At 56.2% G+C, this 13,430-nt stretch carries 9 protein-coding genes and 2 pseudogenes; 5 read left to right on the top strand and 6 right to left on the bottom strand.

The annotated features are described in order from the left end of the window. Nucleotides 1–169 precede the first annotated feature (169 nt). Nucleotides 170–715, top strand: coding sequence for a thioredoxin family protein (locus QEG70_RS16190; RefSeq protein WP_308721559.1), 546 nt, complete (start codon nucleotides 170–172; stop codon nucleotides 713–715). A 371-nt stretch (nucleotides 716–1,086) separates the two neighbouring features. Continuing rightward, complete coding sequence (locus tag QEG70_RS16185) at nucleotides 1,087–3,597, top strand: TonB-dependent receptor plug domain-containing protein (protein ID WP_308721591.1); 2,511 nt, start codon at nucleotides 1,087–1,089, stop codon at nucleotides 3,595–3,597. 217 nt (nucleotides 3,598–3,814) lie between these two features. Here the strand turns inward: QEG70_RS16185 and QEG70_RS16180 are convergent, their stop codons facing one another. The 4 genes and pseudogenes from QEG70_RS16180 to QEG70_RS16165 form a co-directional block, all read right to left on the bottom strand. Continuing rightward, on the bottom strand, nucleotides 3,815–6,229 hold the full coding sequence (locus QEG70_RS16180; RefSeq protein WP_308721558.1) for a TonB-dependent receptor: 2,415 nt from the start codon (nucleotides 6,227–6,229) through the stop codon (nucleotides 3,815–3,817). A gap of 354 nt (nucleotides 6,230–6,583) precedes the next feature. Next, nucleotides 6,584–7,124, bottom strand: a pseudogene (locus QEG70_RS16175) (IS5 family transposase); the annotation flags it as partial. 286 nt (nucleotides 7,125–7,410) lie between these two features. Further along, nucleotides 7,411–7,716, bottom strand: a complete 306-nt coding sequence (locus QEG70_RS16170) for an O-methyltransferase (protein WP_308721557.1) — start codon at nucleotides 7,714–7,716, stop codon at nucleotides 7,411–7,413. Continuing rightward, nucleotides 7,697–8,083 carry an O-methyltransferase gene (locus tag QEG70_RS16165; protein WP_308721556.1) on the bottom strand — a complete coding sequence of 129 codons (387 nt, stop codon included), beginning with the start codon at nucleotides 8,081–8,083 and terminating at the stop codon, nucleotides 7,697–7,699. The genes QEG70_RS16170 and QEG70_RS16165 overlap by 20 nt, the downstream gene beginning before the upstream one ends. Before the next feature lie 106 nt (nucleotides 8,084–8,189). Between QEG70_RS16165 and QEG70_RS16160 the strand changes: the two genes are divergently transcribed. After that, the gene (locus QEG70_RS16160; RefSeq protein ID WP_308721555.1) at nucleotides 8,190–8,825 is read left to right on the top strand and encodes a TetR/AcrR family transcriptional regulator; all 636 of its coding nucleotides are present in this window, start codon (nucleotides 8,190–8,192) and stop codon (nucleotides 8,823–8,825) included. Nucleotides 8,826–8,855: 30 nt separating this feature from the next. Here QEG70_RS16160 and QEG70_RS16155 read toward each other — a convergent pair whose 3' ends face one another. Next, nucleotides 8,856–9,527: an NAD-dependent epimerase/dehydratase family protein gene (locus tag QEG70_RS16155; protein WP_308721554.1), complete on the bottom strand. Its 672-nt coding sequence runs from the start codon at nucleotides 9,525–9,527 to the stop codon at nucleotides 8,856–8,858. After that, nucleotides 9,524–10,930: a coniferyl aldehyde dehydrogenase gene (locus QEG70_RS16150; protein WP_308721553.1), complete on the bottom strand. Its 1,407-nt coding sequence runs from the start codon at nucleotides 10,928–10,930 to the stop codon at nucleotides 9,524–9,526. Before QEG70_RS16150 ends, QEG70_RS16155 begins: the two co-directional genes overlap by 4 nt. A gap of 100 nt (nucleotides 10,931–11,030) precedes the next feature. Between QEG70_RS16150 and QEG70_RS16145 the strand changes: the two genes are divergently transcribed. After that, nucleotides 11,031–11,639 carry a TetR/AcrR family transcriptional regulator gene (locus tag QEG70_RS16145; protein WP_308721552.1) on the top strand — a complete coding sequence of 203 codons (609 nt, stop codon included), beginning with the start codon at nucleotides 11,031–11,033 and terminating at the stop codon, nucleotides 11,637–11,639. A gap of 272 nt (nucleotides 11,640–11,911) precedes the next feature. After that, nucleotides 11,912–13,354 (top strand): annotated as a pseudogene (locus QEG70_RS16140) (tyrosine-type recombinase/integrase). Nucleotides 13,355–13,430: the final 76 nt, after the last annotated feature.

Genomic DNA, 13,430 nt, shown 5'->3' with positions numbered 1-13,430 from the left:
GAGAATATCATAATCAACGAATTAATGGTGTTGTTTTAAAATACGACGAAGATTATAGATGGTTCCATTGTCTGCCCGAGCTATCCTGTTCAAGGGCCATGAGCCGGTTTTCGTGCCCGAAGCCCTTTTATTTTCTGCAATAGAATGAATTCATTCGGGAGCGATATGCATGAATTATTCTTCCCTGCCTCAAAAAATCTTCCTGGCATTGGCCCTGTGCATTCCCGCGGGCCAGACAGCCTTTGCCGCACCGCAACCTCCTGCCTTCGGCACGGACCCCATCATCCCGGTCAGTCACCCCTATGGCGCGGCCGAGGGAGCACAGCAGGCTGTTGATGCCGCCTTTCAACAGGCGCGGCAGACTGGCCGGAAAGTATTGCTTGATTTCGGTGCCAACTGGTGCCCTGACTGCCAGATACTGGCAGGCGTGCTGAAACGCCCGGCCATTGCGGCATGGGTTGACCAGAACTTCGTAGTTGTAGCCCTCAATGTTGATCGCGCTTCCGGCCCGACAGACCCGGGTGAGCGATTCAACAATAACATGGATATCGCACGAAAATACGGTGTCACCATCAAGGCCATTCCCGCCGTGCTGGTCTTTACGCCCGAAGGCAGGCTGCTCAATGGTGACAACGCGCTGGTACTGGGCAATGCGCGCACCCTGTCCGGGCAGGCGATTGTGGATCAACTGAACGAATGGGCACAGCATTCCTGATCCTGCGCTGCGTCACATGATCCCTGTTATCGCCTGATTTTCATTCCCCCTGTCCGGCTTGTGAGCAAACCAGACGGGGACTGCCCTGCACCTTTTTTGCATACTGATACTTAACGCTGCCGGTAATTCGTGTGCGGCGGCATCTGGCATGTCATCTTTCCGAATACCCTGCTTTCGCGCCCATTCCCTGCGCATAGTGCATTCGGCCATGAAAGGTTTGTATTCATTAAGTTTTTCAAATATGACACAGCTTGAAAATTCATTCATTAATGACAAGAAACACTGTTGAAAAAATAATTCACATAATATAGTGCGCTATCTGGATTTGTCTTTTTTCCCAGGAGCTTACTGTGCACTCACGCCGTTCGATCATGGCCCGCCCTGCCCGTTTTACACGGCCTCTGTTTCTGGGGACAACATCCATATTCTGCCTGCTGGCTGAACCGCTACATGCCCAGAGCGCAGGCACTCCCCTGCCTGAACAGCACCAGCCCGAAGGCGAGAAAACAGCAGCGGTATCGCATGCCCGGAAACTGAGCGTGGTTACCCCTCATCATGTAGCCGGACAGGACGCGGCTGGCACCGAGACCATTATCGTGACCGGCACGCGTGAAATCGGCAAAAAAGCGCGCGACAGTATTTCGCCTGTCGATATCATCACGGCACGCCAGCTTTCCGAGACGGGCATGCCCTCCCTTCGTGAAGCGCTGACCCAGCTCACGCCATCACTGACCATGCCCACGAGCGGATATGATGCAGGGGCCCTGACCTCGGCCTTCAGCCTGCGTGGGCTGAGCCCGAACGAAACCCTTGTGCTCGTTGATGGCAAGCGCCGGCATACCACGGCCAATATCTATGCTGATCCCGGCCCCCAGCAGGGCAGTACGCCCGTTGACATCGACATGATTCCACTTGCCGCGATCGATCATGTCGAGATCCTGCGCGATGGCGCCTCGGCCCAGTACGGGTCCGACGCGGTGGCGGGGGTAGTGAACATCATTCTGAAAAAGCAGGACCATGGTTTTCATGCCCAGTCCCTTACCGGCATCACCGCGTCAAAGGACGGGTTCGAACAGGGCATCTACATGGATGGCGGCGCGAAGCTGACGGATCGCGGCTATATCCATATCAGTGGCGACTATGTGCATGAGGATCATACCTATCGCAGTGCGCCAGACCTGCGTACCGGCACCACGGCCAACAAGCTGCTGGGGCAACCGGAACAGACACGCGAAACCGTGGCCATAAAGGCCGGTTACCATATACTGGACAACCTGGAAGCCTATGCGGTGGCAACATACGCACACCGCCACGCGGAATCCTTCCAAAACTATCGCACGGCCAGTTCCCTGCAGGACTACCCGGGTTATGCCGCTCTTTATCCTGATGGTTACTCGCCTGTCATGACCATGGATGAAAACGACTGGGAAGTAACGGCAGGCCTGCGTGGCGAACTGGCGCATTGGCACTGGGACCTGTCATCGGTCTACGGGCGCGATTACGACCGGATCGGGATTGCGAGTTCAGCCAACCTGGGGCTCTCCACAGCTACGGGGCGCACGCCAACGGATTTTGATGCCCAGGGCTACAGTAACGAACAGTGGAGCAACACGTTCGACCTGAGCAGGGCTTTTCATATTCATGGCTGGCCGCATGCAATCAACGTGGCGGGAGGGGCATCATACCGCTATGAAAGCTACAGCATCGCCACCGGCTCGGCTGATTCCATTTATGGCAGCGGTTCAGATGCCCTGCAGGGAACCGTGGCCGCCAATGCCGGCAATTACAACCGTGATGTTATTGGCGGTTATATTGATGTCGCGACCCACCTGGCAAAGAACCTGCAACTCGACCTGGCGGGTCGATATGAACATTATACCGATGTAGGCGATACGCAGACCGGCAAGGTTGCCCTGCGTTATGATCCCCTGCCTTGGCTGGGCCTGCGCGCCACGATCTCGAACGGTTTCCATGCGCCAACGCTGGCGCAGGAATATTACAGCGCCGTTGCGGTTTCTCCTTCCGCCGCGCGCGGCATCATTGCCGCCAATTCACCCGGCGCGCGCGCGAATGGTGCGGGTGAACTCAAGCCGGAACGCTCGACCAGTGTTTCAGGCGGGATCGTGCTCGAACCTGTCAGGCAGTTGCACATCACTGCGGATGTCTACCAGATCAACCTGCGCGACCAGATCCTGCCGGGCGGTAACGTATATGGCACGAATGCCCTCTCGGCACTGCAGATGAACGGGTTCACGCTGCCCGCCGATGCGGCCTCATGGGGCAGTTCGCTCTCCACCCACTGGTTCGCGAATGTGGCAAGCACGCGCACGCAGGGGCTGGACATTACCGCGACATATCCGACAAGACTGGGGAGCAGGATCGGCAAAATCGACTGGGATGTAGGCATCAACCTCAACCGCACGCGCCTCACCCATCAGGCCGACGCATCGGATGGCACATCCCTGCTGACAGCCCAGAGCATTGCCTACATTACAACAGCCTACCCGCGCAGCAAGATGATCTGGGGTGGCCGCTTTACCAGCAGCAATGGCAAATGGACCGTTGGCGTGCATGAAATACGCTGGGGGCAGACCACTTCGGAACTGACTGACTATACGGGGGCAACGAACAGTTCCAGCCTCAGTGCCTATTCATTTACCCAATTCCATAATGCCCCCAAATTCGTGACCAATCTGGACATCACCTACCGGGTCATGCCGCAACTGTCCTTTACACTGGGGGCCAATAACCTGTTCAATGCCATGCCATCGCGCGTGCCGGAGGAAAACCGCTACCTGGGTGTGCCCCAGTATTACATGAGCACATCGCAGCTTGGCATAAACGGTGGATTTTATTACCTGAAGGCGGATGTGAAGCTATAGGCTTGGATATTTCTGGCTGACAGCGAAAAGTCAGTAACGGCCTGATGGCAGTCAACTGACCCTTACCGCCTCATGATGCTTTCTGGGGGCACTCCGTTGAGGACATGCCCGCGCGCAATGCTGTTCTGGAGACGGTGTCTTTTCCATGCAGGCATCGTTGCTAATGACAGATAAATCATACGCGAGAGTAAGTAATACCCTCGCGTATGATACGGTTTTACAACCTGAACTGTGCCGTGACATAAATGGTGCGTGGGTCCGAGTAGGCTGCGGCATACCCCGTGCCCACACCGCCGCTGTAAAAATATGACAATGTCTGCGGGTACCGATGATTTAACAGATTGCGCGCCTGCCCGGTTACGGTCCAGCGCTGATCGGGGCTTGTCCATATAGCGATGGCATTGACATAAGTCTGGTCAGGCAGACGCGTCTGCGCATTTTCATTTCCATCCAGGAACAGTGATGACTGGAATGATACATCTGCGCCAATCCGCAATTGCCCGGCAACGCGCGGCAGTGGCAGACGATAGCTGGTCGAAGCACTCATCTGGAAACGTGGTGAATATGGTAGCACGTTGCCCGCACGTGGTGTTGTATTATAGCTGGTGTTGTTAGCCAGAACGGTGGCGGCAGATGGACGGCCATAGAACTCATCGAGCCTGGAATAGAGGTATGATGCTGTATAATGAATATCCCATGCACGCGTTACCTGCGCTGTTGTCTCAATTTCCGCTCCGACAGAATGTCCTTTCCCTGCATTGAAGCGCTCGGATACGCCGGTAGTGGGATTGTAGGTGGTCATCTGTATATTATCAAAATTATTATAGAATAGCGCTCCATTAAAAGTCAGTATCCGTGGGAGTGGGCTCGTCTTTACACCAATTTCATATGTCGTAACCATTTCAGGATTGTACGGGCTAGTAGCCTGTTGTGGAACACCTGGTGTCTGCGCACGATAGTCGAAACCTCCCGATTTACTACCCTGAGAGATGGAAACATAGGGCATGAGGTTTGGCAGTGCCTGCCAGCTCAATGTACCCTTGGGCAAAAGTTGAAACCAGCTTTTATGGGCTTCCGCTTCGTATGCCCATGCGGCTGCCCCCGGCGTACCAAACAACGTTGCAATATCCTGGGCCCAGCCCACTTCATGATTGGCCGTATGAGCAAGATAATTCAGCGTGGAAGAATTTGAATGGTCCTCCCAGTTAAAACGCAGGGCAGCGGTGGCAGTAAGTCTGGGAGTGATTTTATATTCAGCCTGCCCGTAAACTGCCCAGTTCCGTGTTTGCTGATCGATCACAGAATATACCGGAGTATAAAGCTGATCTGCTGATATGGCAGGGGACGCGGTAGCACCCAGGAAACCGTTGGCAGGCGTATTCGCACGACGGTTGGTATACCAGTCCTCATATTCAAAAAACGCGCCTGTAGTAAAGGATATCTTGTTATAAACACCATGCAGGCTCAGATTCTCGGAATAAGAGCGGTCCGTATATTTCACCCATTGTGAACTCTGGGCATAATATGAACCATAATTGTCGTACATTCCGATATTGTCATATCCCCGGATTCCAGTTGTGGAATGTAGGGAAAGATGATCGTTTATAATATAGTTTATGTTTCCCGTAAAACCTATTTCACTATAATTGTTTTGAGTATAGACAGAAGAATAAAGTCCATATTGGTATGTGTTGTTTATATTTCCGTATCCACGATTGGAACTGTTATCAACCGTTCCGTCAAAAGCTAATGTAATATCCCATCGACTATTGGGCGTGAAGCGAATCTTGCCACGTGCCTGAGAAAAATCGATATCATTTTCCTGTCGGTCGAGCGTGTAATTATGGTCTATACCGTCTCTCGCATGCCGATCAAATGAAAGGCTGGCATATACCTTGTCCTTGACGAGCGCACCGCTCGCCATGCCAGCAATACGATATTCGTTATACGTACCGTAACCTGCCAGAAGACTGAGATGCCGTGCGTTGGTGGGAGCGAGCGTATTGATACGGACTGCCCCGCCCTCTGCCTGATGACCATAATCAAAGCCCACGGGACCACGATCAATCTGAACATTATCAACGTCCAGAAGTTCCTGCATGGTACCTATATTGCGTGGAAGATACACTCCATCAACATATGTGCCCACGGACGGTTCACCCTGCGGATCAAGTTCGCCGATCCCGCGGATAAAATAATTTGTGGCGGAAAATCCTACGGTTGCTCGAGGCTGATACAGATTGGGAGTCTGGTTGCTGAGTTGTCTCACATCCGTGACGCCCAGCTCACGCAAGCGCTCGGCCGACAGGATCGAAACAGATGAAGGCGTTTTCTGGACTTTTTCGCGCAACTGAGCCGTATGGGATTGCTGATGCACATGAATATTTTCTGTCTTTCCTCCAATCCTCCCCCCTGTCGAGCCATTGCCCTGCGAGGTATTGGCAGGTGTCGACGTCTTACGCGCTGCGCTGACCTGGCGCGGCGGCGACTCAGCAGCGAATGCCGAATTTCCTAATAGGAAGATGGGGGAGAGGCTGAAGAGAAGTGCGGATCGGTAGATTTTTACCGATTTTCGTAAGGGAGATATCCTATATAACAGAAATGAAATTCCGGTAACGTTAAATGTATCCATCAGATATCCCCTTCATATATTATTTATGAATAATATATTTTCCGTATTATACTTTATATTTTTTTTGTTATACAATGGTTATAAATGTTTATTTTTTAAAACTTTGACTTTACTATTTTTAATGCTAATTTTTTTGTTGGAATTTGAAATCCCTCATACGTTACAGAGACTGCAGAAGGAGCCTGAACCGGCATTTTCACAGGCGAAACATCAGTGATATGGGAACCTTTGACTAAGGTGTTTCACCCTCGGAGCAAGACACAGTCGCAGGTTCTGCAACGCCTGTTATCGGGGATATTCTGATGTTACGAAATGGCGCAAAATAGCGAAATATTCCACCCGAACCAGGGCCTGTTAGGCCTTGATATAGTCTGCTGTAGCCGCGATGAGGATGACAGAGAGAAAGGACGCGGCTGTTTTTTCGTATCGGGTCGCGACAGCCCGTCACTCCTTGAGCCTTGCCCACAGATTTTCGACTAGGTGCCGGTGTCTGTAAGCCCATTTGGGACAAGCGACTTCTGGATCATTCTTCCTTGGCAGGATGACAGGACGAGATCCGCGGTTCCAAAGATCTTCACGAAATTTATGTGGAGCATACCCGCGATCGCAGACGACATAGATTGGTGGGTGTGGCAGAGCGTCAAGCAGGGCGTAGGCACACGGTAATTCGTGCGCCTGTCCAGCAGGGACAGCGTAAAGGACAGTGCCCTGCCATGACTGTCCGCAGCTACGCAGACCTTGGTGCCAAATCCTCCACGTGAGCGGCCAGGAGCCTCACGATCCTTTCGGCGTTCTCTGTGCCCCCTTTTTTAGCCGCTCCGGCTGCCTTGTGATGGGCACGGATCGTCGTGCCATCGAGAAAGACCATGCCGAGAGCCTGATCCCTGCGGTTTATGCATCTATATTACCAGATTTCGAATGAGAGCATTCTTGCTACGCACGCTGGGTAATCCACGGTCGCTTTCAGGACAGCCGATCGTAGCCCTGCAAGTCCCGGATGAGGCGTTTGCCACCTGACTGATTGTCTGTTTGCTTCATCAAGCTTATCTGGGGGTTTTTCACCAGTCTGCTACCTGACACCTCCACGGCGGCCGCTTAGGGCGCTTGCAGCCCCCTTGCCCGTAAGCGATCATGGTTCTCGCTTATGGGCAATAAGCTCCGCCCCGCTCAAATCGCGGCATTCAACCAAGTTTCATAGACAGTTCCACATCCCCGTCAAACGGCAGGGACAGGTAACCAGATTCTGGAGCCCGCACCCGCGCCAGATAGTCTGGACTGTAATCGGCATTATCCGCGACAATCATCGCGCCGGGTCGCAGCCTACTTTCCAGCAACGCAAGAATGTCGAGATAAAGTGGCTTGGCACCATCGAGCAGTACAAAGTCGATGGTTTCGGGCAGATTGGCGGCGAGCGTGGTCAGGGCATCCCCCTCGCGTATTTCCACAAAATCGTCCAGTCCAGCTTCTTCAACATGCTTGCCGCGCACGGACGATCTTGGAAGGTTCAAACTCGGTGGTAATCAGCCTGCCACCTCCATTGTCGCGCAGGGCAGCGGCAAGATGGATTGTCGAAATCCCGAAGGATGTTCCGAATTCCACAATGTGCTGCGCCCGCATGGCGCGGGCCAGCATGTAAAGAAGCGGGCCTGTTTCGCGTGAGACGGGAAGCCACAGGTCTTTTGCGAGGCCATAGAATTGCACATAATCAGCCCGGCTGCCGACCAGACGCTGCAATTCTTCTGGAGCCAGATTGGAGACGGCAGGGCTCGTGGCGGCATCCGCCTCGGCGAACAGCCGGTCGAGCAGCGGAGCGACTGGTACGCTGATCAGGGTGGGAGCTTTATCAGGGGTCATGATGTGATCTCTGTTCAGTAACGGGATTGCTGCGGCACTTCACCTTGCGCACCCCGCGAAAATACGATTGATTCATCGCGTTTCCTATTCGCATTCCCCGGAACACATGACCGATCGTCGCAATCCAAGGATTTCCGTCCGCAAACAGCCTAGCCAGGTGCGTTCGGCGGCACTTGTCGCCACGATTCTGGAAGCAGCTGTTCGTGTTCTGGCCAAGGAAGGCGCCACGCGTTTCACCACGGCGCGTGTGGCGGAGAAAGCCGGCGTGAGCATCGGCTCGCTTTACCAATATTTCCCCAACAAGGCCGCCATCCTGTTCCAGCTCCAGACCGACGAATGGCGGGAGACGACTGCAATGTTGCACAATACGCTTGACGATGCCAGTAAACCACCGCTGGCGCGTTTGCGCACGCTGGCCCACGCCTTCATCCGTTCGGAATGCACCGAAGCCTCAGTACGTGTGGCACTCAACGATGCCGCTCCCCTCTATCGGGATGCACCAGAAGCCGTCGAAGTGCGGCAGGCCGCGGATGACATCATCCGACGCTTCATGTGCGAGGTTCTCCCCGACACTTCGGATGTCACGCGCGATATAGCTGGGGACCTCATCAAAAAGACTTTTGGTGCGGTCGGCAAGGCATTTTCGGAAACACCCCGAAGCGACGCGAAAATTGTAGCCTATGCCGATGCCATGGCCGATATGTTCGAAGCGTACCTGATACGACTGGCCAAAGAATCATAATCCGGGCCGGCTGTTCCGAACCGGGCACCCTCATCGGCTTGCAGTCTGACTGGCGATGCGGCGCAGGTCCGCGTTGTCATATGTCCGGCATCCATCACCCGCCTGCCCCACAAGTCTGGCACTCGCCTTCGCAACGGTTTTCGCGTCAATGCCACCATATCTGGAAAGCCTGCCAACCATAAGCGGCGACAGCGCCACGGCCAGTCGTTGACCAACCGCCTCCATCGGTCGTGCCACCGCACGGTGACCCAGCAGCATGCCGGGGCGTAGGATATCGACACGGCTGAAACCCAGTGCCCTGATGTCGCGTTCGACCGCGTCCTTGGTCCTGAGGTAAAAACCGGGACCACCCGCCCCCACTGAAGATACGAGAATGAACTGACGCACGCCAAGCGCATGCGCGCCCCTGGCAAAAGCGAGGACGTAATCGTGATCCACGCGGAACATGGCCGCCTGCGATCCTGCGGCACGAATTGTCGTGCCCAGGCAGGAAATCGCCACGTCAGCACCTGTTGGGGCCACGGTCCGTAACGTCACCTCGGGCGCCGTGCATAGACGTTCGAAGTCAATGACATGATCAGAGCCGGATGATTGCCGACGCGTCAGGCTGGTGACGAGGGTATCGAGCCGCGTGGCAAGGTCCGCATCGATAGAATGCCCGATGAGACCGGTGCCCCCGATGAGCAGAATGCGCGTCGTCATCGCAGGATCAGATTGGTGATGGCGTCGGTGAATTTGCCGAAGGGTGGCTTAAGCAGCGTTGCCGCATTGAAACGCCCCTGTCGGTACACGCCACGGGCATGCGTGAGCGCGATGAAACCTTCCTTGCCGTGATATGCTCCGATGCCGCTATCCCCCACGCCGCCAAATGGCAGGTCGTCCTGCACATAATGCATCAATGTGCCGTTGATCGTCACGTTTCCTGAAACCGTGTTCTTCAACACCCTGTCGCGTTCAACGCGATTGTCGCCAAAATAATACAGGGCCAGGGGGCGAGGCCGCGCGTTGATGAAGGCAATTGCTTCGTCCAGTGTGCGGTAGGTCAGCACGGGCAGGACGGGACCGAAAATCTCCTCCTGCATGACCGCCATCTGGGGCGTGACATTGAGCAGCAGCACGGGGGCCAGGACATGATCCGTAGTCGAATCACTGCCCAGCCGGATCACCTGCGCGCCCTGTGCTGCGGCATTATCGATCAGACCGCTCAGCCGTCCGTAATGATGCGTGTTGAGAATGGCCGTATAATCAGGCGACCCCACATAACCGCCCGGATGCAGCTTTTTCACAGCGTCCTGATAGGCTGCGGCAAAAGCGTCTCTATCGTCTTCATGCACCAGCACGTAATCCGGCGCGATGCAGGTCTGCCCGCCATTGGTCAGCTTGCCGAACGCCACGCGATCTGCCACCCGCTGCATGGCAAAGCCGGGCGCGATCACTACGGGCGACTTGCCGCCGAGTTCGAGCGTCACCGGTGTCAGATTGCGCGCCGCCGCCTCGGCAACCTTCTTGCCAACCGCCGTACTGCCGGTGAACAGGATATGATCAAACGGCAGGGCCGAGAACGCGGCGCCCAATTCGCCATTGCCGGTCACGACAGAAACCTGTTCTGGCGGAAAGATGGACTGAACGATCTGGCCGATCACAGCCGATGTGGCCGGTGTGAATTCCGATGGTTTGAGCATGGCCCGGTTACCAGCGGCAATTGCTGTCGCCAGCGGCACAAGGGCAAGCGAGACCGGATAATTCCACGGCGCGATAATGCCCACCACACCCACCGGCTGCCGGACCACCCAGGCACGACCGCATTTGAAATAGGCCGAGACGTGGCGGCGCTGCGGTTTCATCCAGCACCCCAGATGCGCGATCATGTAATTGATCGACTGCACCAGCGGGATCAGTTCCACGATGGCGCTTTCGCGCTCCGACCGCTGGCCGAAATCCGTTTTCAGGGCACGCACGATCTCGGTGCGCCGCTTCAGGATTTCGGCCTTGAGGCGGCGCAGATCGGTCCGGCGCTGTTTCAGGTCGGGTGGTCCGGCATTCATGAACGCGGCACGCTGGCGGTCGAGAATACGGTTCAGGTCAGCAGGCGTAACATCGGACATCGTGTCCTCCATGTTTACAGGAGAAACTTATGCGGGCAAGGTATGGAGCATGACGATCTGGTGTCAATAAAAGTTTCTTGTGTAAACATGGACCTCACGAATGAGTAAAACAAAGGACCGCCCCTACCATCACGGTGACCTGCGCCGCGCCCTGATCGACACGGCGCTGGACATGCTGGCGGCAGACCAGAACTGGACCTTCACCCTGCGGGAAGTGGCGCGGCGCACAGGTGTCAGTCACGCAGCACCCTACAAGCATTTCCGTGATTGTGAGATGTTGTTACGCGAACTGGCCCGGATCGGCTTCATCAGGCTTGGGGAGAGCCTGATAGAGGCCATGTCTCTGGGGCTGCCGTCCACGCGCGCGCAATTCATGGCGGCGGCGCAGGCCTGTATCAGGTTCGCCTGCCAAAATCCCGGCCTTTATCGTCTGATGTTCAGTTCCGATGCCGACAAGACAATAGATCCGCCGCTACATGATGCGGCCATGAAGACCTTTGGCATTCTTCTGGGGCTTCTGGAAAGGGGACAGCGCGACGGCAACTTCCGGCCGGTTGCCGTCAGTGCTTTGGCAACGGCAAGCTGGGCACAGGTGCATGGCCTGGCCATGCTGGCGATCAGTAACCAGTTGCTTGAGGAGAAGGTCGGGCCAGCACCAGTCCCGGCCGCGCTGGACGTGTTGCTGGATGGTATGGGCTGCAGCGATTGATTGAACCACGACGTGTCAGCTTTTTAGAACGATTGGTAATTTTCTTGATGATTGAAATGTTACGGAAGTAGTCTCAGTTCTGAAAATCCTGAAATCATTCCTTCGCATAATTAAGGATATTTTTTCATCTCAATTAAAGATATTCTCGTAATTAACGTATTAAAATAGGCGATTAATAAAATAGGATTCCTATTCCCATTAATGAGGCTTTCCAGCAAAAATCCTGCAATGCACCTACTCCAGAGCCTTTTCCCCATGTCTGTCTACCTGCCCTGCTGAGCGACGTCCAGATCCTCGGCTCCAGCAGGCGGGCGCAGGCCGCGCTGCACGCCCGCGTTGACCAACTGACACGACAGCGTCTGGCCGAAACACAGGATCCGGCGCGTTGGCGCGAAATCCTCTCGACCGCGCGTTTCACCCCGCCCCTGCCCCTGCTTCTGGCGGGCATCAAATTGCCCGACGGTAGCTATTCCCCGGATACCCCCCTCGCCCAGGACGTGCCGTATGCATCCGCCGCCCAGCAGATGGCTCAGGACCATGTGGCCGATATCCCATCAGGGTTTGATGGCCGTCGGGCTGGAAATCGATGATGGCACACCCTGTTTCCTGGCCTGGTTCCGGCCACTCCAGCCCGTAGGCTCCTGTTCCGGGACGGCAGACGCGGCGCCCCCTGCGCCCGTCGGCCAGCCAGCCGCCGCCGTCGCGCAATGGTTTTCCGTCGTCTCGGCACAACCCGTACCCGAACATGATGGCCGCCTGGCTACGGCCCGTCAGGCGGCCGATGCCTATATGCACCGCAGCAAGGCCGAAAACACACTGCGCACCTATCGCACCGCCGTGCGGTCCTGGTGTCGCTGGGCTGCCGGTCATGCCCTGCCCGCCCTGCCGCCCAGCAGCGAGGATGTTGCCGCCTATTTAGCCGACATGGCGCTTCAGGGCCGCAGGACCAGCACCATCGACCTGCATCGTGCCGCCCTGCGCTACCTGCACCATCTGGCGCAGATTACCGTACCCACCGCTCACCCGATGGTGACCGCAACGCTGGCCGGCATCCGTCGGGAGACAAAGGAGACCCTGCCCCGCCAGAAAACCGCGCTCACCTGGGACAGGCTGGTCCGGGTCGTCGAGGCCATCAGTCTCCACGATCTGGTCGGCGCGCGGGACCGGGCCATTCTTCTGCTCGGCTTTGCCGGCGCTTTCCGGCGCTCCGAGCTTGCTGCACTGAAGGTGGACGACCTTACGGTGGACGAGGATGGCATGCAGATCCGGCTGGGCCGGTCCAAGGGAGATCCCCAGCGCAAGGGCGCGCTGATCGGCATTCCGCGGGCCTGACCCGGAACTGCCCCATTCTGGCGTATGAGGCCTGGCTCCGGCAGGCCGGGATCACGGACGGTCCGATCTTCCGGCGCATCTGGTCCGCTCGGGACCGCAGGGCGGGCGCCACTCCCGTCGGAGCCCCGCCCAGGATCGGGCCGCACGCCCTGTCGGACCGGGCGGTCACGGACCTCATCCGCAAGCGATGCGGTGACACCCACCTTGAGGGGGACTTTGGCGGACACAGCCTGCGTCGTGGCGCCATCACCACGGGAGCAAAGGACGGGTATGATCTTCTGGAACTGAAGCGCTTCTCGCGGCACAAAAGCCTTCAGGTCGTCGAGACCTATATCGACGAAGCCAGCATAAAGGCCCGGCACCCAGGAAGATCGAGATTCTGAGCCTGTCTTGACCCCTGCCTTCAGAGCGCTTCAACTGCAGCACGTCAGGGCGGATCAAAGAGAAAAGACAGCGTGA

Origin of the sequence: Komagataeibacter xylinus (genome assembly GCF_031081985.1) — a bacterium.
Taxonomy (GTDB): Bacteria; Pseudomonadota; Alphaproteobacteria; order Acetobacterales; family Acetobacteraceae; genus Komagataeibacter; species Komagataeibacter xylinus_E.
The sequence above is the reverse complement of the archived record's forward strand: the minus strand, read 5'-3'. Positions and strand labels throughout refer to the sequence as shown.

What these genes read in the sequence shown, in the direction of transcription:
- QEG70_RS16190 (WP_308721559.1), top strand. Translation starts at nt 170, where the DNA reads ATGAATTATTCTTCCCTGCCTCAAAAAATCTTCCTGGCATTGGCCCTG.
- QEG70_RS16185 (WP_308721591.1), top strand. Translation starts at nt 1,087, where the DNA reads ATGGCCCGCCCTGCCCGTTTTACACGGCCTCTGTTTCTGGGGACAACA.
- QEG70_RS16180 (WP_308721558.1), bottom strand. Translation starts at nt 6,229, where the DNA reads ATGGATACATTTAACGTTACCGGAATTTCATTTCTGTTATATAGGATA.
- QEG70_RS16165 (WP_308721556.1), bottom strand. Translation starts at nt 8,083, where the DNA reads ATGACCCCTGATAAAGCTCCCACCCTGATCAGCGTACCAGTCGCTCCG.
- QEG70_RS16160 (WP_308721555.1), top strand. Translation starts at nt 8,190, where the DNA reads ATGACCGATCGTCGCAATCCAAGGATTTCCGTCCGCAAACAGCCTAGC.
- QEG70_RS16155 (WP_308721554.1), bottom strand. Translation starts at nt 9,527, where the DNA reads ATGACGACGCGCATTCTGCTCATCGGGGGCACCGGTCTCATCGGGCAT.
- QEG70_RS16150 (WP_308721553.1), bottom strand. Translation starts at nt 10,930, where the DNA reads ATGTCCGATGTTACGCCTGCTGACCTGAACCGTATTCTCGACCGCCAG.
- QEG70_RS16145 (WP_308721552.1), top strand. Translation starts at nt 11,031, where the DNA reads ATGAGTAAAACAAAGGACCGCCCCTACCATCACGGTGACCTGCGCCGC.